Below are 20,411 nucleotides of genomic sequence, written 5' to 3' on the forward strand. Positions count from 1 at the left end.
GTGTTCTCCTGCCTTGTGTTTTAGCACACAAGCTTTGCTCGGTGCATCGAATCGTCCCTTTTGATGCTTGACTCTCTTTAAATAAGTTTATTTATCAAAGCATAGAGGTCTATTGCCAACGTTAATTTCTTTAATTATGGTATCAGTCATTCCATCTAATATAATAACTTTGCCTGGAATTGAATGACTGGCAATATATACTTTATTATTCATAGTTGTGATTGCATATGGATTAGTTATACTGTTAATATACTTTAATACTCTACTTGAATTTAAATCGACAATAGTCACCGTGTTATTTTGTTCATGAGTAATATATGCTTTATTATTTAAAAAAGCAATTTTAGAAAGTTCTGGTATATCTAAGTTTATTTTTTGCTTGCTTTTTCCAGTGCAAGAATCAATAATATCTATATAAGAAGCCTTCGCCTCTTTGTCCTGACAAAGCAGGTAAATATCATTATTAGGTGCAATTCCGAAACCAAAAATAGGCTTTGGCTCTGAAGTTAAAGGAGAAAAAATTAATTCATTTATTACTCCTACTTGATAGCCATTATTTGTATAATAATTAAAAACAATTCTTCCGTTATTATCAACAGTTAGGTTTTGTGCTATATCTGGGATAGCTATTTCTTGAACCAGATTAAAATTGTGATTAAGTACAGAAATATAAGACTTCTTATCTTTGATAATTGAATGTGAACAATAGAGATATTTGTTGTTTGAAATAATTCCAAAAAGTGCAGGACGTTTTAAACTAATATATTTTATAGTTATATTATCACTCATTATACCTAATTTTGCTGGTTTTTCCAATGGAAATATTGAAAATACCACCTGTTGTGGATTAATATAATGAATACAATCACCAAATCTATCAATATTAACTTTTTGTAATAACGTATCATTTTTAGAATCAATAATAGAAACAGTCCCATCTTCCATTAATAGTAAATTATTCTTAAAGTTTATTTGAGTAGCGCTATTAGTAATATTAATGTTATTAGTTCCATGTTTATTAAAATTAAAAACTTTACAAGTTATAAAAACAACAACTAATAAACAAAGCATAAGTAATGTAATTTTAATATACTTAAGTTTCATTAAAAAATTACTCCTTTATTTCCATAGGATAATTGCAAGTAAGCCGTTTATGCTTGTAATTATATCAAAAATACACAAAATACGCTAAGAATAATCAAAAAATCCTTAGCGTATTTTATTATACCATTCACAACTTACTATCTTATAAAGCTTCTTTATAAACTACAGTGTCATTATCTAAATACAAATCTAATGGAAGCACTACATATGGAAGCCAAGTAATTACATTATTACCAATATTCTTATTGGCTTTTTCTCTATAGGCACCATATGGCATTTTACTACAGTACATTGTGCTGTAGTCATTAGGATATGTATTCTTAATTTTATAAGGAATATCTGCTTCGACTTTTGTATCAGCCCATGACACTACAGAATCAATTTGAGAAGATGTAACGTTTTTAACATATAGTGCAACACATTCATCATAACTTCTAAATTTATTAGGTGTCTGATAGGTGGTTCCTTCTTCTGGAGTTGCAGTAGCAATACATGCACTGTTTAAATTAACAAATCTATCACCATTAAATAGACCGGCATGTCTATATGCTCCATAAGCACAATAACCATCATGAACTAAAAAGATTGAGCCATGATCGTCAACAGAAAAAGTCATTGTATTAGTTCCTGTTGGAGGATTAGGACTTAAATCTAGTGTAGTAACTGTACCGCTGTCATTTTGAGATGATTCTGCATTATTTGCTGATTCCTCTAGATACCAATTTGTAAATTCTTCTAATGCCTTATCTGTCCTATCTGGTTCAGGATATTCTTTTTTATCTAGCTTTGGAAATCCAATTCTATAACCATCCTTATCATATTTAATTTGTTTTCGAGTTTTAGTCTTGTTACTTGCTTTAGATTGCTCTTTATCTTTTGCGGCAAAAACTGAAAAATTAGAAACACATAAAACACCTACTATAATTAATGGTATAATTTTTTTAATAAATACTTTCATCTATATCGCCTCCTATTTGTGTATAATATGCATTTATATGGGCTCATTAAAAATACAAAATTAATATACTATACTTTTCATGAATTTTTTTGTCGAAATGTGTAGATTTTGAAAAAATTTTTTAAAAAAATTGTTAATACTTCTTTATGTACCAAAAGATCATCCTTTGGTTCAGAAGCTGATGAAAATATATGCATATAAAAGGACAGGAGACAGTTACATTGTCTGCTAAGCTTTTTCTACAATACATAAATATAACAGACAATGTACCTGTCCGAGACTACTGAAAAAGCCACTTTTAAAAAAAGCCAACGGAGTTAAGCGGGTTTCAGGGTTCAATTTTCAGAAAAAAGTGACTTTGTCAGTGGTTTCGTACCTGTCCCCCTGTCCTGTTATTTTAACATATTAATAAATATTTTAACAAAAATTTTACGAAAGGTTAACCAAATTAACATAGCTGTACTTTATAATATAAATCAACGAACATACAGAAGGGTGGGAAACAATATTAGCCAGTTAGAAAGTAAAATTAGTCTGCAGAAAGTTACTTCTTTTGAAAAAACAGGAACATTAGAAACAATAAATATATCAAAATTGAAAGAAAATGTTATAGGGTACTTATTTCTTTCACCATCTATCATTTTATTTACGATATTCCTGTTCTATCCTCTTGCAAAGTCTGTCTATTTAAGTTTATTTATTACCGATCCCAGAGGAAAAATTGCTGAGTTTGTAGGTATTCAAAATTATATTAATTTGTTTACCTCAGATCAGTTCTTCACAAGTTTAAAAGTAACAGTTCTTTTCACGTTACTAACAGTTCCTTCTAGTATTGTATTTGCTTTAGTTTTATCACTATTTACTCATAACAGACTAAAGGGAATGCGTATTTTTCAGTTTATTTTTTCACTTCCTATTGCTATATCAGTGGGAACCGCCTCTATTATCTGGATGATACTATTTCATCCGAGCGCAGGTATGTTTAATTATTTTTTGAATCAATTAGGATTTCAATCAATTTTCTGGTTATCTGATCCTAAGTGGGCGTTATTTTCAATTTCTTTGGTAACAGTTTGGATGAATTTAGGTTTTAACTATATAGTCTTGCTAAGCGGATTACAAGGGATTTCTGAGGATTTGTATGAGAGTGCCAGAATTGATGGTGCGGGACGTTTCCGTATATTGTGGAATATGACGCTTCCTTTATTATCGCCTACCATCTTCTTTGTTTCTATTGTTTCAATTATTGGAGCTTTTCAAGCATTTGGTCAGATACACATCATGACCAAGGGTGGACCAATAGATAGCACCAATGTATTCGTCTATTCTCTGTATCAGGAAGCATTCATAAATTTTAATTTTGGATCAGGAAGTGCGAGCGCAATTGTGCTTTTTGCCATCATTTTGAGCTTAACTTTCATCCAATTCAAAATAACGGAAAGGAAGGTTCATTATCAATGAGTGTGTTATTAATGAAAAAGAGAACGAACTACCTCCTGCACTATCTTATACTCATAATACTGGCCATTGTTGTATTGTATCCAATACTTTATATTTTTTCGATTGCACTCATGACTCCGCAAGAAATTGATTCATATCCTCCCCCCTTTTTACCAAGTAGATTTTATATAGAAAACTTGAAATTGGCAATGACAACTGTACCAATTATTAAATTTATCATGAACAGTTTTGTGGTTTCTACTGGTGTTATGGTTGGACAATTGATTACAGCTAGTATGGCCGCTTATGCATTCTCTAATATTCAATTTAAGGGTAGAAACCTACTTTTTGCTATTTTCCTATCTACCATGATGATTCCTTGGGAGGTTACCATAATCCCTAATTACTTGACGATTAAAGCGTGGGGGTGGATGGACACCTATCAGGGGCTTATGGTACCCTTCATGGCTACGGCGTTTGGTATATTTCTTCTTCGTCAGTTTTTCTTACAATTGTCCAAGGAATTGTTCGAAGCAGCCAAAATGGATGGGGGTGGACACATAAGAATTTTCTTTTCAATCGTATTGCCCTTATCTCGTCCAGCCATTGGTACATTGGGTGTCTATTCTTTTTTGACAACGTGGAATATGTACTTATGGCCTCTGCTTGTTACCAATCAAGAAACGATGAGAACGGTACAAATAGGGGTCACCATGTTGCAATGGGCAGAATTTATGTCTTGGAATCTCGTATCAGCTGGAATTACAATTGTTCTTCTACCTTCTTTAATCCTACTTGTGTTAGGACTAAAACAACTAGTTCGAGGTATAACAGCCGGAGCAGTTAAAGGGTAATTCTTTAATTTTTAAAAAAATCTTCAAAGTAATTCAAAGTAGGTTAAAACATAAGGATTTTCATTAAATTAAAAAAGAAAAAATACAAAAAATACAAGATGAGGAGTGTTAAAAATGAAACCTGTTAGTAAAAAAATTATGCTTTTGATGGCTATTATAACCATCCTGTTAACTTCTGTTGCCTGTGGCATTATACCGAACACCAAATCAGCTAGTCAAAATGAAAACGTTCAAGGGTCATCAGGTTCACAATCGTCTAATGACAATACTTCAAACGGTCCAGTAAAAGTCGTTTGGTGGCATTCAATGGGCGGTGAACTTGGAAAAGCAGTAGATCAGCTTGTTGCTAATTTCAATTCATCACAGAACCAAGTAAAAGTTGAAGCCATTTTTCAAGGATCTTATGATGAAAGTTTGAATAAATTGAAGGCATCTCTTGGTAGCAACAGTGGTCCAGCCATGGTACAAGTTTATGAAATTGGTAGTCGTTTCATGATCGATTCTAAAGCGATTACTCCAATTCAAAAATTTATCGATGAAGAACATTATGACGTTTCTCAGTTAGAAAACAATATCATCAATTATTATACAATTAATAATCAGTTATATTCGATGCCGTTCAATACATCTAATCCTATTCTTTATTACAACAAAGATATGTTTAGAGCAGCAGGACTAGACCCTGAAAAACCACCAGTTACATATGAAGAAGTTGAACAAGTTGCAAAAAAGTTATCTGGTAATGGAAAATATGGTGCGTCCTTTGCAATTTATGCTTGGTTCATAGAACAGTTTTTTGCCAATCAAGGTTCTGAATTAGTAAACAACGGAAATGGTCGCGACGCCTTAGCAACAGAATCCTTATTAAACAGTGAAGCAGGTGTGAAAACACTTACTTGGTGGAAAGGTATGATAGATAGTGGAGCAATGCTTAACTTGGGACGTAGTACTGCGGATACAAAGAAGGCTTTTGCTGCAGGTCAAGTAGCCATGATTTTGGATTCTACAGCAGCTTTACGAGGTATTATTGATTCAGTTGGTAACAGATTTGAAGTAGGTACTGGATTTCTTCCCAAACCACAAGGGACAGAAGATGGTGGAGTTATTGTTGGAGGAGCCAGTCTATATGTCTTAAACAACCGTCCGGAAGCAGAACAAAAAGGAGCATGGGAATTTATCAAGTATTTAGTTTCAGCTAAGCAACAGGCATACTGGCACATTAATACCGGTTATTTTCCTATTACCAAAGAAGCTTATAACGAGCCAAGTGTGATTGAAAATATGAAGAAATTTCCCCAATTCAAAACAGCTGTTGAACAACTCCATGCTACAGTTGCCAATCGAGCAACACAAGGTGCTTTGATGGGTGTTTTCCCAGAAGCAAGGCAAATTGTTGAAAAGGCAATGGAAGAAGTAGCAAATGGCCAGAAGTCTCCACAAGAAGCGCTAGATACTGCAGCTAACGAAATTACTAAGAAAATCCAACAATATAATAGAACAATTAAACAGTGACAGGGAAAATAACAGCTATAGTTGAAAAGAGTCTTTTTTATAGACTCTTTTCATGTATGTTTCAAAAAGAAATCAATTTATAAATTTAAATGGGGGAACCTTAAATTATGTTAAAAGTTAAACCACTTATTATAGCTCATCGTGGAGCATCAGGAGAATCTCCAGAAAATACATTCGCATCGTTTAGATTAGCTATTGAACAAGGCTGTGATGCTATCGAATTAGATGTTCATCTATCTGCAGATGGAGAATTAATTGTTTGTCACGATGATTTCATTAACCGAACTACTAATGGAATAGGAAAAATTAGTGATATGACAGTGTCCGAACTAAAAAAATATGATGCAGGAATTTGGTATCATGAAAGATTCAAGGGAGAAAAAATTCCGCTACTAGAAGAAGTATTTGATTTGGTCCCTAAAGAGGTCATAATCAATGTAGAAATAAAAAATATCCCTTCTTATTATCCTGATATTGAGCGAAAATTGCTTGAATTAATGATAAAAAAGGATCGGATATACAATGTGGTTATTTCTTCATTTGACCATCAATGTTTACAACAAATAAAACTACTAGAACAAGAAGTAAAGATTGGTCTTCTATATAGTAGTAATTTAGCACATCATCGAGGTTATGCTAATATTTTTGAAATGCCCGTTTATTCATTGCATCCATATTATCAATCGATTAACCAGCAGAATATTATAGATGCTATAAACCATGGTTTGGAAGTATATGCATGGACAGTAAACGAATATAGAGATATGAATAAACTTATTGATTTTGGTGTAACAGGTATTATTACTGATTTTCCTGAAAAATTAAAAAAAGTATTAACAGAAAGATTTAAAGAACGATGAAGTTTTTAATTCTAAATAAAATGGGAGGTTTGGACATTATGCGGTTAGCATTGATGGGGGATTTGCATTATCCGCATATCGAGCGAGGGAATCAAAAATTATTTGAAACACGAGAGAGATTTTACGAGGGGTATTTGAAAAAGTTTTTAGAAATAGATGCAGATTGGTATATTTCCCTCGAAAATTTGACACATAAGTTGTGCTACTCTGAAAACTACTACTAGGTAACGTTAGAGAGCAAAAAAATACCCTCTAATACTACCCAATTACTTCAAGGATTCAGGTAACACACAATAATTGATTATACTTTAAGTTAAAGAGTAAGGAGTGGAAAGTGGGGAGTAAGCAGTATGGAAATTATTCATTCATCACTTCCCACTGTCCACTCCCCACTATTCAAAAATTCTCTTACTTATCTTGTTTATATTATAAATAACCTCTTCATCATCAACGGTCTTGAATTCACCCTTTTCCATGAGAATTCTGCCATCAACCAAAACTGTTTCCACATCCGCAGCCTGCGCCGAATAAGCCAGGTTAGCAATTACATTGTGTTGAGGGTAAAAATGAGGCTTATTCAAATTTACAATGGTTAAATCCGCTTTCATCCCCGGCTTTATAATACCTACCTCATGCTTTATACCTAATGCCATCGCTCCATGAACTGTAGCCATTTTTAATGCATCATAAGCCTTTACAAGCGTAGGTTCCTTTTCTACCCCTTTACTTACAAGCGCAGCCAAATGAATTTCTTCAAACATGTTCAGGTTGTTATTGCTGGATGCACCATCAGTACCTAACGCAATATTGATACCTTTAGCCAACATATTACGCACAGGAGTAATTCCACTTCCAAGCTTGAGGTTGCTTCCCGGATTGTATACCACGCTCACATCGTTTTCCTTGAGGATATCCATATCCTCCTCCGAAACATGGACGCAATGGGCTGCAATGGTATGGGCTTTAAATATGCCGAGATCGTACAGATGGCGGACAGGGGTTTTTCCGTATTTCTCCAAGCATTCCTGATTTTCTTTCAGAGTCTCTGAAATATGTATATGAATACCGGTCCCTAATTTTTGAGCCAGCTCCGCAACATCCTCCAGGTAATCAGGAACGCAGGTATATACCGAATGAGGCCCCAAGAAAATCCTGATTCTTCCGTTAGATTCTCCGTCCCAGTCTTTAAAGAGCTGTTCATTTTCCAGTAAACGCCTGTCTTCTGTGGGGTTGAAATCAGGTTCAAAACACTGCAAACCTCTGGACAGATTTGCACGAATACCTGTCCTGCTTACTGCTTTTACAACTTCATCCATGAAAAAGTACATATCGGCAAAGCAAGTAATCCCGGATCTTAGCATTTCCATAATACCAAGCATGGAAGCCCAATAGACGTCTTCTGCAGCAAACTTGTCTTCAATAGGAAATATTTTTTCAAAAAGCCATTCCTGTAAGGGTAAATCATCGGCATAGCTTCGCAGTAACACCATTGGCGTATGTGTATGGGCATTTATCAACCCCGGTAATACCACCCGGTCTCTACCCTCAATAATTACCTGCGGCAAAAAATCCTCAGGCAGGGTTTCCCCCACATAGGTAATTCTATCATCTACAATGGCAATATATCCATTATGGACAACTTTATTTTCATCTTCCATGGTAACAATCGTTGCATTTTTTATTAATGTATTCATAGTAACCTCCGCAATCACTATTCTCCCCAACTTGAAAGATACTTTCTCTGTGCTTCGGTTAAAGTATCTATGCTGATGCCCATGCTTTGCAGCTTCAATTGAGCAACATATTGATCTATTTCATCTGGAACTTCATAAACCTTATTCTCCATATTTTTATGGTTCTGAGCAATATGCTTTGCAGACAGCGCTTGCAGAGCAAAACTCATATCCATAATTTCAGCGGGATGCCCGTCTCCGGCAGCAAGGTTTACCAGCCGTCCTTCTGCAAGAAGATGAATCCACCTGCCATCCGCCATTTTATAACCCATGATATTCTTTCTCATTTCTTTTTTCTCAACCGCCATTGCTTCCAACTCGGGAATACAAATTTCAACATCAAAATGCCCGGCATTGGCAAGAATAGCTCCGTTCTTCATTACTTTGTAATGCTCATCGTATATAACCCTGTTGCAACCGGTTACGGTAATAAAGAAATCTCCTATCTTTGCAGCTTCATTCATAGGCATTACGCTAAAGCCATCCATTACCGCTTCAATTGCCTTGATTGGATCTACTTCACACACAATTACATTTGCGCCCAGACCTTTGGCTCTCATGGCACAACCTTTACCACACCAGCCATATCCTATAATTACTACATTTTTACCGCTTACAATCAGGTTTGTAGTTCTCATAACGCCATCCCACACCGATTGTCCTGTGCCATATCTATTATCAAACAAATATTTGCAATATGCATCATTTACGGAAATCATAGGGAATTTTAACAAACCTTCCTTTGCCCTGGCTTTGAGACGGATTACCCCGGTAGTAGTTTCTTCACATCCGCCGAATACATCTGGCAGTAATTCCTGCCTTTCCCCGTGTAAAAGGTGGACGAGGTCACCGCCGTCGTCAATTACGATGTTAGGTCTGATATCCAATGCATAATTCAAATGCTCAAAATACTCCTTCTCGGTAGCGCCATACCAAGCATATACCTTTAGGCCATCTGCAACAAGGGCTGCTGCTACATCGTCCTGTGTGGAAAGCGGATTGCTTCCTGTTACAGAAACCTCAGCGCCTCCCGCAGCCAACACCTTTGCCAGGTATGCCGTTTTTGCCTCCAGGTGTACACATACAACAGCTCTTAACCCTTTAAAATACTGGTTCTTTTTAAAATCCTCTTCAAGATACCTTAAAAGGGGCATATTCTTCTTTACCCATTCAATTTTCTGTCTTCCACTATTGGCAAGATGAATATCTCTTATTACACTTTCTCTCATATTGATTCTCCTCGTTTCTATTTAATTTGGAGTTCGGAGCTATTTCCACTTTTCAACAATTGCCTTAACCAGTGTTATAAACTTGTCTCTTGCTCTTTCGGCTGTATCCATCACTTCCTGGTGATGCAAGGGCTGGTCCAAAATTCCTGCAGCCATATTGGTGATGCAGGAGATCCCTAAAACTTTCATACCCGCATGAGCTGCTGCAATAACTTCCGGAACTGTAGACATCCCTACTGCATCTGCACCGACAATTCCAAGCATTCTGATTTCAGCAGGAGTTTCATAACTTGGACCGGGCATAAATGCATAAACACCCTCCCGGACAGTTATTCCCAATCCATACGCAACCTCTTTTGCCAGTTCTCTTAGATCTTCCGTATAAGCATTAGACATATCATTGAATCTAAGTCCAAACTCATCGATATTTTTTCCTCTCAGGGGACTTTCTGAAAAAAACTTAATGTGATCTTTTATCAACATCAAATCGCCAGGTTCAAAATCTTTATTTATTCCGCCAGCTGCATTCGTAACTAAAAGGTTATTAATCCCCAGCAGTTTCATTACTCTAACAGGAAATACCACCTCATCCATGCTGTACCCTTCATAGTAGTGAAATCTTCCTTTCATGGCCATTACATGTCTGCCTTTTAATTTTCCAACTACCAATTTGCCGGCATGCCCTTCAACGGTCGACACAGGAAAATTGGGAATATCCGAATAGTTAATCTCAACTGCCTGTTCTATCTCATCTGCCAACATTCCCAGGCCAGAACCCAGCACTATTGCAACTTCCGGTTGTACGTTCAATTTTTTTCTAAGATATTCTGCACTCTCTCGCATTTTTTCAATAGGCTTTATCATAGAAACCCTCCTTTTGACTATATTCACTAGTATATTTTACCATACTCATATAAAAATTTATATATAAAATTTATATAAATCACTTTTAATACATTGCATCGGGATGAGTAGCATCATATATTTTTAGTTTCTTATAGTTGTCCTTTTACTTATTAATCTGATAATGTTATCTCCCAGAATTTTATTTTTATCTTCCTCAGGTATATTTAATCTCCGAATTCTGTTAACTGCATATTTCTGAAAACCCGGACAAGGTGCGTCACTGCCAAACAGCAACCTGTCCGACCCTACTTTGTTAACTGCATTTATGAGTTTGTCATCCTTATGAGCATATAATGGAGAAATATCAAAATACATATTAGGAAAATCACTTATTTCTTCTGCTACTTCTTCAAAATAATTCAGGTGCGCCATTATAACATTCAAATCCGATTTTTTTTCCATATACTTCATGATTGTCCTTACTTCCTGTAAACTATCTACATGTATAAAAACTGGCACTTTATACTCATTGGCTAAATCAAAAAATTTAAAACTTTTATCATTTAATTCACAAGGATAAAGGACCTGATGAAACTTGATTGCTACAAAATTTTCATGAGTTAAATATCTCTCTATTTTACTGATTTCTTCAAGATTTGGATTCACCCAGTAAACACCATATATCCGTTCCGGATATTTTTTAGCCATTTCTGCAACATAATCATTTGGTGGATAGTCTATATATCTTTTTCTAAACTTCTTGCTTCTCATAATCCTTGCTACCAGCTCCATAGCAAGTCTGGTACCGGCCAGCCATGGCGGAATCCTTTTTGCCTTTAAGGTCCGTGGAATATTCTTGTCTTCAAACATATACGGTGTTGCCAGGACAAAATCGATATTTGATTCATCTAAACATTTTATAAAATAATCGGTGTCTTGAAACAGTCCACCGAGATGCACATGCTCATCAACGATCATATTTACTACCCCTATTATAATAAAATAGTTCATGGTTCGTAGTCCACAGAAATAATTTTTTATGAACTAAGAACTACAAACTATGTATTATTATTTGAATAAACTAGACATAACATACGATTAAAAAATGGCAAAAAATAGACTAATCTGGATAAAATATTAGATTAGTCTATTTTTTACTCTTAAAACCATATGGTTATTCATTTTTTTGATTGCCAAAAAGAAGGAAAACGTTGAAGCTCCAACGGGCACAGATTTCGCACCGTATCTAAGTATTATTTTTCATAAATTCGGATATTTCATATAATCCCCACTCTTACCTCCGCTCTTTTTTATAAGCATAATATCTCCTATGACCATTTCCTTGTCAACAGCTTTACACATATCATAAACGGTAAGTGCTGCAGCCGATACTGCCGTTAACGCTTCCATCTCAACACCTGTCTTCCATGTGCATCTTACAGTTGCCTTTATATCAATACAGTTTCCATTTTCATTGACAAATAACTCAACCTTTACCGAATCAAGAGGTACTTGATGACACATTGGAATAAGCTCACTGGTGCGTTTTGCAGCCATTATGCCTGCTATCCTTGCAGTGGCTAGTACATCTCCTTTTGGTAACGTTCCCTCTGAGACTGTAGCAGCAGTTTCAGACTTCATATATATCTTTCCAATTGCTACCGCCTCCCTAAGACCAGCATCTTTTCCTGATACGTCAACCATCCTAGCGTTCCCTTTTTCATCAATATGTGTCAATTCCATAGGCACCTTTCGCTCCTTTTCTGATTATAACCCACAACAGCATTATCCGCCTATCAAATTCATTTTCCTAACAGAGCTATATCCATCCTGAAAATTGTGCCCTGCGGGCTTTTCATAGACAGCACATTCAATAAATTTACCAAGCTTTTGCGGGCTGCCTCTTAATACATCCAGTACATTTACCTCTCCATTATCACCCAGACAGGGTTTGATTTTGCCGTCATAGGTAAGTCTTATCCTGTTACAGTTACAACAGAACTTATGGCTCATAGGACTAATAAATCCTACCCGTCCTCTGTATCCGGCCTTTTGATAGTATGTTGCAACTTCTGCTTTATCATAACTCTCACACCTTATCAAGTCAGGATGTGCCTTGATGATATCACTGTTAAATACTATTTTATCGGTATTCTGCTCTCCAAATTTACCAATAGGCATAAGTTCTATAAATCTGACATCTACCGAATTATACTTGGTAAACATGATAAAGTCATCAACCTCGTCGTCATTTAATCCTTTAACCAATACAGTGTTTATCTTCACAGGTCTCATCCCCAATTCAAGGATTCTGCTTATCCCGGTCAATACATGCTCAAGCCTACCTCCTCCAGTAATATATTGAAACCTGTCATATCGCAGAGAATCGAGACTGATGTTTACCCTTTTTAGTCCTGCTTCCTTTAGCTCCTCTGCCATTTTATACAGATATATGCCATTTGTTGTGATGGATAAGTCCTCAATTCCTGTGATACTTGAAATACCGCTGATTATCTCACATATGTCTGACCTTGTGAGAGGCTCTCCTCCTGTAATCCTTACCTTTTTTATCCCAATATTGGCCATTGCCTTAACAATAATCATAATTTCTCTCGGAGTAAGGCCTGTACAGCAGTTATCTGTATAATTGCTGCTTCCGGATGTGCAGTATATGCATCTCAAATTGCAATTTTGTGTTACGGATATCCGTAAATATTCAATTTTTCTTCCGAATCTATCCTTCATGTCATCACCGTCAACCAATTATTTTTCCTGCGTCATTAACAACATATCCGCCCATTTTTTCAAGCAAGTTCTTGAACTCTGAAGACCTTAATATATCAATAAATTGCCTTACGGTTACTAATTCCAGATGCCTCTCTGGCACAATAAAGTCATACTGCTCCTCACATATAGGTATGAAGTCGAGGCCATATATCTTTGCTGCCGAATAAATACCCAAGCCTGTATCAGCACTTCCCGCCGCCACCAGCGCAGCAACCGACATATGAGTATATTCTTCCCTTTCATACCCGTATATTTTCCCCGCTGTAATGCCACCCTTTTTCAACATATAGTCCAGCAAAATCCTAGTTCCTGAACCCTTCTGTCTGTTCACATACCTTAATCCACTACCGCAGATATCGGTAATACTTTTAATGTTTTTTGGATTTCCGGGTGCAACCATAAGACCTTGTATTCTCCTGACACCCTTAACAACAGCTATTTTTTCATTTGCCAGATATTTTTTAATATATGAGGTGTTATATTCACCCGTTTCTTCATCCAGTAGATGGATTCCGGCCAAGTGAGTTTCGGACCTTTTTATGGCCATTATACCCCCCAAACTTCCTACATGAGATGATGAAACATATTGTCCCGGATATTTTATCCTCATCAAATCTGCTGCAATATCAATCAGTGGATCATGGCTTCCAATTATATTTACAGTATTCCGTATCTCATTTTCACTCTTTAAAAGCCGTACATTAACCTGAGTATTCCTCTCATAACCTTCTGAGTTTGTGGGGATCTCAAGTATACCGTCAGCTTTTACAAAAGATGTAACAACACCAGCCCCTCGGTTTAACGGAGTAGCTATCAGCCTATCATTTACATATCCCAGACTTACTCTCACAAACTCCCTGTATTTAAAAGAGGATAGAATTTTTCTGGAGAGTATTGCCTTCACTTTATCCTCTTGGCAAAATGCCACACCCTTAAGATGTTCTATGACGGGTTTTACTACCATATCCATAACAATGATGCCCGATACCGGATAACCGGGTATACCGATTACCGGACGGTTGCCAATCAAGCCTAGGATTGCAGGCTTGCCCGGCCTTATTGCGATACCATGTACAAGCATATTTCCTACTTCACTTATGGCTCTAGAAGAAAAATCCTCTCTTCCGGCCGAAGAACCTGCATTTACAATTACCATATCACATTCCTGGGCCACATTCAGTATGGCATCCTTTATATCTCTCAAGTTATCCCTTACCCTTTTGTAAACCCTAGGTACAGCTCCCCATTCCAAGAGCATGGATGAAAATATTGATGAATTAAATTCGATGACCTGTCCTTTTTGAGGAGTCTCAGAAGAGCTTACAAGCTCATCGCCGGTAGCAATAATACCTACAACCGGCTTTTTTTTCACCTTTACCCTCATTACCCCTCCGGCAAGCATGGCACCTATTGCAGCAGGTCTTATCTGCGTATTTGATGTAAGGATAATTTCTCCGGCGCAAATATCTTCCCCTATTTGTCTGACATGCTGCCAGGGAACAGCGGCATTAATAAGTAGTATCTTCCCATCCCCCGAGTCGATGACGTCCTCAATCATTACAACCGCATCAAACTCGTCTGGTAGTGGGTCTCCCGTATCAACCCTAATAAAATCGGTATGCTCTTCAAGTACTACAGGGGTTGTTTCAGTTGCTCCGAAGGTACTCTTTGCACATAAAGCTATACCGTCCATAGCGCACGCATTATAGTGAGGCGAAGATATCCGGGCATAAACTGCCTCTGCAGTTATCCGTCCTAAAGAATCCTTAACCGGTATCTCTTCGGTGCCTAATCCAGCTTCAGCACTTTTTAGAGCATCAATATAGATCTTTAGTGCGTCTTCCAATTCCAGGTTGTGTAAATAACTGTAGTCCATCTTTCCATTTTCCCTCCTAAAACTACTCTTTTGCTAGTCCTCTCAAACTCGATACTGATCCAATCATCATAGTAGTATTAAAAGAGAATAACATCGACTTCACAGCCTTTGCATATACCTTCGGAACCCCGCTCTACCCTAACATAGCCATCTGCAGAGGAAAGAAGCTTTATAAGTCCCGACTTGCTGAAAACAGGTTCTGCAAAGAATCCGCTACCCTCCTTTTTGAGAATAACAGGAACAAATTCTTCTCTCCCGTTGTTCGAAGGATAATTAACCGTCATTACGGCCTTTACAGTACTTTCTGGCCTGCTTGTTGTACCGTTCATTACATCAATAAGCCGTAATACAAGCAGCTTGAATATAAAAAAAGCTGAAACAGGATGCCCTGGCAGGCCGATAAGCGCCTTTCTTCCTGATTTTCCTATGATGGTGGGCTTACCCGGTTTTACAGCAATCCCGTGTATAAGTACACCAGGATCGCCTACAGAGTTTATAATTTTGTAGGTTTCGTCTCTGGTGCCTACCGAGCTTCCCCCAGATATTAATACTACATCACATTCTTCAAGTGCAGTTTCAACTACTGTTTTTATCTTCTTATAACTATCGGCTGTTATTCCGTATAAAATTGGCTCTACAGAGTATTCGAGCAGCCCGGAATAAAGAAAGTAGGAATTGACGTCCCTTACCTGAGAACCAACAGGTTGTTGACGAATATCCACCACTTCATCCCCTGTGGATACTATACCTACTCTGATTTTCCTTTTTACGGCAACCTTTTCTATACCTAACGCAGCCAATACTCCTATATCCTGTGGTCTTAAACTGGAGCCCGATTTTAAGACCACATCTCCAGCTTTTACATCATCACCTTTGAAAACTACATTATTCCCAGGAGCAACAGGCTTATAAATATATACAAACCCATCGTCCATATCTTCCGAGTATTCTATCATAACTACAGCATCTGCATTCTGCGGCAGCTCTCCTCCGGTAGGTATATAGGCAGCTTGCCCTGAAGCAATTGTCAAATAGTTTTTTTCTCCCATTTTCACTTCTCCAAGCAGTTTAAGCTGAACCGGAAGAGCTTCGCTTGAACCAAAGGTATCGGAAGCTATTACAGCATAGCCGTCAACAGAAGAACGATTGAACCCGGGTATATCTTCAACAGCTACTATATCATCGTCCGTAATCCTGTTAACAGCATCTTTTATATTGACCACTTCACTTTCCAGTTCAAATCCGGAAAAGTTGGCATGAATTATTTTTATTACATCATCAAAACTCTTTACATGATACATAATGCTCTCTATCCTCCGGATTTAGTATTGTGCCCAGTACTTAAGGAATTCTTTTGTTTCCTGCATACGCGGGGAATGCAGTACACTATCGGCAGGTCCCTTTTCTACAATGCATCCTCCCCATAACATAATCACCTCATCAGCCATTCTTGATGCCTGGGAAGGGTTGTGCGTTGAAAAAATCATTGTAGCACCATTTTTTGTTATAACTTCAGCAATATAATCCTCTATAAGCTTCATACTTGGAATATCGATCGCGGAAGTAGGTTCGTCCATCAATACCAGCTTTTTATTCAGTATTAAGGTGCGTAGAATGGCAATCTTTTGTGCTTCGCCTCCCGACAAGGAACAAGCGCTGGCATGGATAAAATTCTGCATATTAAAAAATCTCAGCGCATTCTCCGCTTCATTTGCAGCTTCTTTTGCATTCCCCATACCCAGAGTTACATTCTTGAGAACGGTAGTATCAAATATATATGGCTTTTGCGGCATATAGGATAAATCTCTGTAAGGCCGGTGTGCAGCATCATTGTAGTATATCACTCCTGCATCAGCCTTTTCAATACCTGCTATCAGTCTTAACATGGTAGTTTTTCCCGAACCGTTGGGTCCAAGGATGGCATACACTTTTCTGCTGTCAAATTGCAGATTTTCAATATTCAATACAACTCTGTCTCTATATGATTTTGTTACATTATACAAACGTATCTTCATTTTGCCTCCTGAAAGCGTTGTAGTATCCAATTTATAAAAAAAGAGACAAGTATAAGTATAATACCTAGTGCAAGTGCTTTATCATAGTTTCCTTTTCCGGTCTCCAGCACGATGGACGTTGTCATAACTCTGGTTTTGTATTGTATATTGCCGCCTACCAGCATTACAGCACCCACCTCCGATATGGAACGCCCATATCCTGCTAATAGGGCTGAGAACAGCGGGTACTTGCATTCATGGATAAGCATGATAATAATTCTGAAGTTGCTCATGCCAAGGCCTTTGCAGGTTTCCTCTATGGATTTGTATTTAAGCTGCACAGCAACGACAGTCAAACCCGTTATTATCGGTAACACTATAATAATCTGTGCAATCACCATTGCAGCAGGTGTAAAAAGCAGTTGCATATGTCCCAGGGGACCTTTACAGGATAAAAACAGGTACACCACCAAACCAGCAACCACAGGAGGAAGTCCCATTAATGTGTTTATTACTCTTACAAACAGTCGTTTCCCTATAAAATTCCTGCTGCCTACTATTATACCGATAGGTATTCCCAATACTGCAGCTCCCCCCGTACTTGCTACCGTTACAAGCAGTGATAATAGGATAATACCGTATACTTCGCTGTCTAAGGATACTATCAAACTCCATGCACTAAAAATACTGTTCATTATTTCGTTCATGGTTTAGCCCTTTCAAAAAGCATTGAAAATGTCACATTTTTTAATCCTAATTATTTTTAGAGTAATTCACTATAAAAAGGCTTTCTCTATATTTGTCCTTACCGAACTCATTTATCATGTTCAGAGCCTTTTCGGATGTCATCCATTCTATAAACTTCTGTGCGCCTTCCTTGTTGATGCCGTCATGCTTTTCAGGGTTCACGGCAATTATCGTATATTGATTCTTGAGATCCGGAGCAGCATCTACTACAATTTGCAAGTCCAGCTTATCGCGCATAGACAGGTAGGTAGCTTTATCCGTAAGGGTGTACGCCTGTTTTTCATTTGCCATAGACAATACAGCTCCCATGCCCTTACCTGCTGAAATATACCAGTCACCTGAAGGAGTTGCCTTTAATTTTTCCCAAAGGGATACCTCTTTCTTATGGGTACCAGAGTCATCACCCCTTGATATAAATGGGCTTTTTGATTCCATTATCCGTTTCAGGGCGGCAGCAGCATCCAAATTGTTTGTTATTCCGGCCGGATTGTTTTTAGGACCTACAATAACGAAATAATTGTACATCAGCTCAATCCGTTTCAATCCATGTCCGTTTGAAACAAATTCATCCTCAGCTTTTTTACTATGCACTAGCAGCACGTCTGCATCTCCATTCTCACCAGTTTTTATAGCTTGTCCGGTTCCCTGAGCGATTATTTCTAGGGTTATACCCGTGTCCTTTTCAAATTCGGGTTTCAAATACATGAGCAGGCCGGAATCATCAACACTGGTAGTAGTCGCTAGTGTCAACGTTCCTCTGCCGGTTCTCATACTGCAACTGGTTAAGACTATTACCAGAAGAAAAACAGAAACAGACAGCAGGAATCTTTTTCCTATAACTAATACAGGTTTTGAAATATGTGAATAAGTGTTCTTTTTCATAGGATTTCCTCCTTCAAAAATGTGGTAGTGTCAAAAATTTTATCAACTTTTGACCTGTACCCTTTGATTTTATTGACTTTTATTTAAAATTTATCTTACCCCTATAAAATTGGAAATTGAGAATGTATAGATTTGAACAACATTATATCAGTTTTACTACTATACATTCAATTACAATATCAAATTACTATATATCTTATGTGTTGCGTTCTTGGCAAACACTCTCCCCGCAAGTATTACGATGAGCCTGTTAAAAAACCCTGCCGTAAGCTTGTGGTAGATGAAATGCCTATTATTAAAACCTTTGAGAAACTTGATTACAAAAAGCGTATTGCTGATCAGCTTAAAGCTACTGGCAATCTCATTCCCCCAGTGAGGAGAAGGATACCTTCTACTGTCCCTGAAACTATAACCTGCCCCAGATGTAATGCCCCTCATGATTACCTGTACGATAATACAGGTGGCAGAGGTCAGTATTTATGCAAGGTTTGTGAGTGTACCTTCAATAAGAAGAACTACTATCTCAAAAACCTTTTATTCTGCTGCCCTCACTGTGGTAAGGTTCTTACTCAACAAAAGCAGCGTAAGGACTTTAATATCCATAAGTGTAAGAATCCTAAATGTCCATATTACCTTACCAAACTTAACTCAATGTCTGCTGAAGAAAAGCTACGTTATGAAGCTAATCCCCATGACTTTAAGCTGCACTACATCTATAGAGAGTTTAATATTGATTTTGAACCTCTTGCAAAGCAAGCCTCGCAGCCCAATACTGTGAATTTATCAAGATTATCTGTTTCTCCCCACATTCTTGATCTTATCCTTACCTACTACGTAAACTTCGGTATGTCTTCAAGGCAGACTGCTGCATTGATGCGTGAAGTCCATGGTGTAAGTGTTTCCCACCAATCGGTACTAAACTACGCAGATGCTGTTGCCCGTAATATTAAGCCTTTGATCGACAACTACAAGTATAGCCCGTCTGGCTCCATCTGTGGCGACGAGACGTATATCAAGGTTAATGGTAAATGGCATTATGTGTTCTTCATCTTTGATGCGGTAAAAAAGATTATTCTCTCTTATCCGGTATCTCCTAATCGAGATACTGTTACTGCTATCAAGGCATTGGACGATACCCTATCCAAATTTGAAAACATACCTGATGATCTTACTCTAATCTTTGATGGTAACCCCATCTATATACTAGCTCAGCATTACTTCGCCCAATACGGTATTCACTTTGATATCAAGCAGGTTATCGGCCTTTCTAATGATGATCCTGTCTCTGAGGAATACCGCCCTCTCAAACAAATTATTGAGAGACTCAACCGCACCTTCAACCGTGATTACAGGCCTACCAATGGTTTCAATAGTTTTGATGGTTCTGTGTCGTTCTTAACCCTATTTGTTGCCTATTTTAATTTTCTAAGGCCACACTCAACATTGGAAGGTAAAGTTCCAGTAGTATTGGAAGAACTATCTACACTTCCCAATATGCCTGCCAGATGGCAGATACTTATTAAGATGTCACAGGCCTATATTAAAACACAACAAACAGCTTAATCATTTTCTCTATATAAATAAATCAA

19 protein-coding genes are annotated in these 20,411 nt (G+C 37.4%); 6 read left to right on the forward strand and 13 right to left on the reverse strand.

Annotation, left to right across the window (positions count from 1 at the left end):
• Positions 1-87: 87 nt before the first annotated feature.
• Both CIB29_RS06540 and CIB29_RS06545 read right to left on the reverse strand, forming a co-directional pair.
• On the reverse strand, positions 88-1,104 hold the full coding sequence (locus tag CIB29_RS06540; protein ID WP_094547939.1) for a YncE family protein: 1,017 nt from the start codon (positions 1,102-1,104) through the stop codon (positions 88-90).
• Positions 1,105-1,246: 142 nt separating this feature from the next.
• The gene (locus tag CIB29_RS06545) at positions 1,247-2,062 is read right to left on the reverse strand and encodes a hypothetical protein (protein ID WP_094547941.1); all 816 of its coding nucleotides are present in this window, start codon (positions 2,060-2,062) and stop codon (positions 1,247-1,249) included.
• A 495-nt stretch (positions 2,063-2,557) separates the two neighbouring features.
• On the opposite strand from CIB29_RS06545, the gene CIB29_RS06550 reads away from it, so the two are divergent.
• The 5 genes from CIB29_RS06550 (at position 2,558) to CIB29_RS06570 (ending at position 6,952) form a co-directional block, all read left to right on the forward strand.
• Positions 2,558-3,523 (forward strand): carbohydrate ABC transporter permease, encoded by a 966-nt coding sequence (locus tag CIB29_RS06550; RefSeq protein WP_198543778.1) that lies wholly within the window; start codon positions 2,558-2,560, stop codon positions 3,521-3,523.
• Positions 3,524-3,534: 11 nt separating this feature from the next.
• Positions 3,535-4,356, forward strand: a complete 822-nt coding sequence (locus CIB29_RS06555) for a carbohydrate ABC transporter permease (RefSeq protein ID WP_094548139.1) — start codon at positions 3,535-3,537, stop codon at positions 4,354-4,356.
• A 114-nt stretch (positions 4,357-4,470) separates the two neighbouring features.
• Positions 4,471-5,868 (forward strand): ABC transporter substrate-binding protein, encoded by a 1,398-nt coding sequence (locus tag CIB29_RS06560; protein WP_094547943.1) that lies wholly within the window; start codon positions 4,471-4,473, stop codon positions 5,866-5,868.
• Between the two features lie 107 nt (positions 5,869-5,975).
• On the forward strand, positions 5,976-6,728 hold the full coding sequence (locus CIB29_RS06565; RefSeq protein ID WP_094547945.1) for a glycerophosphodiester phosphodiesterase: 753 nt from the start codon (positions 5,976-5,978) through the stop codon (positions 6,726-6,728).
• A gap of 38 nt (positions 6,729-6,766) precedes the next feature.
• Complete coding sequence (locus CIB29_RS06570; protein WP_094547947.1) at positions 6,767-6,952, forward strand: hypothetical protein; 186 nt, start codon at positions 6,767-6,769, stop codon at positions 6,950-6,952.
• 168 nt (positions 6,953-7,120) lie between these two features.
• Here CIB29_RS06570 and CIB29_RS06575 read toward each other — a convergent pair whose 3' ends face one another.
• The 11 genes from CIB29_RS06575 to CIB29_RS06625 all read right to left on the reverse strand — a co-directional run bounded on the left by CIB29_RS06575 (position 7,121) and on the right by CIB29_RS06625 (position 18,822).
• Entirely contained in the window at positions 7,121-8,422 is a 1,302-nt protein-coding gene (locus CIB29_RS06575) for an amidohydrolase (RefSeq protein WP_094547949.1), read from the reverse strand.
• A gap of 17 nt (positions 8,423-8,439) precedes the next feature.
• Complete coding sequence (locus CIB29_RS06580) at positions 8,440-9,690, reverse strand: adenosylhomocysteinase (protein WP_094547951.1); 1,251 nt, start codon at positions 9,688-9,690, stop codon at positions 8,440-8,442.
• 39 nt (positions 9,691-9,729) lie between these two features.
• Entirely contained in the window at positions 9,730-10,554 is an 825-nt protein-coding gene (locus tag CIB29_RS06585) for a purine-nucleoside phosphorylase (RefSeq protein ID WP_094547953.1), read from the reverse strand.
• Between the two features lie 123 nt (positions 10,555-10,677).
• On the reverse strand, positions 10,678-11,514 hold the full coding sequence (locus CIB29_RS06590) for an amidohydrolase family protein (RefSeq protein ID WP_157910227.1): 837 nt from the start codon (positions 11,512-11,514) through the stop codon (positions 10,678-10,680).
• 282 nt (positions 11,515-11,796) lie between these two features.
• Positions 11,797-12,285 carry a cyclic pyranopterin monophosphate synthase MoaC gene (moaC, locus tag CIB29_RS06595; protein WP_423241292.1) on the reverse strand — a complete coding sequence of 163 codons (489 nt, stop codon included), beginning with the start codon at positions 12,283-12,285 and terminating at the stop codon, positions 11,797-11,799.
• Between the two features lie 36 nt (positions 12,286-12,321).
• Positions 12,322-13,281: a GTP 3',8-cyclase MoaA gene (moaA, locus tag CIB29_RS06600; protein WP_198543779.1), complete on the reverse strand. Its 960-nt coding sequence runs from the start codon at positions 13,279-13,281 to the stop codon at positions 12,322-12,324.
• A gap of 10 nt (positions 13,282-13,291) precedes the next feature.
• Positions 13,292-15,199: a molybdopterin biosynthesis protein gene (locus CIB29_RS06605; RefSeq protein WP_094547962.1), complete on the reverse strand. Its 1,908-nt coding sequence runs from the start codon at positions 15,197-15,199 to the stop codon at positions 13,292-13,294.
• A 77-nt stretch (positions 15,200-15,276) separates the two neighbouring features.
• On the reverse strand, positions 15,277-16,500 hold the full coding sequence (locus tag CIB29_RS06610; protein ID WP_094547965.1) for a molybdopterin molybdotransferase MoeA: 1,224 nt from the start codon (positions 16,498-16,500) through the stop codon (positions 15,277-15,279).
• Between the two features lie 21 nt (positions 16,501-16,521).
• Positions 16,522-17,214, reverse strand: coding sequence for an ATP-binding cassette domain-containing protein (locus tag CIB29_RS06615; RefSeq protein WP_094547968.1), 693 nt, complete (start codon positions 17,212-17,214; stop codon positions 16,522-16,524).
• On the reverse strand, positions 17,211-17,900 hold the full coding sequence (locus tag CIB29_RS06620; protein ID WP_242965079.1) for an ABC transporter permease: 690 nt from the start codon (positions 17,898-17,900) through the stop codon (positions 17,211-17,213). Before CIB29_RS06620 ends, CIB29_RS06615 begins: the two co-directional genes overlap by 4 nt.
• Before the next feature lie 46 nt (positions 17,901-17,946).
• On the reverse strand, positions 17,947-18,822 hold the full coding sequence (locus CIB29_RS06625) for an ABC transporter substrate-binding protein (protein WP_094547970.1): 876 nt from the start codon (positions 18,820-18,822) through the stop codon (positions 17,947-17,949).
• A 198-nt stretch (positions 18,823-19,020) separates the two neighbouring features.
• On the opposite strand from CIB29_RS06625, the gene CIB29_RS06630 reads away from it, so the two are divergent.
• Positions 19,021-20,385, forward strand: coding sequence for a DDE-type integrase/transposase/recombinase (locus CIB29_RS06630; RefSeq protein ID WP_207653085.1), 1,365 nt, complete (start codon positions 19,021-19,023; stop codon positions 20,383-20,385).
• Positions 20,386-20,411 lie beyond the last annotated feature (26 nt).

The organism is Petroclostridium xylanilyticum, assembly GCF_002252565.1.
In the GTDB taxonomy this organism is placed as follows: Bacteria; Bacillota; Clostridia; order SK-Y3; family SK-Y3; genus Petroclostridium; species Petroclostridium xylanilyticum.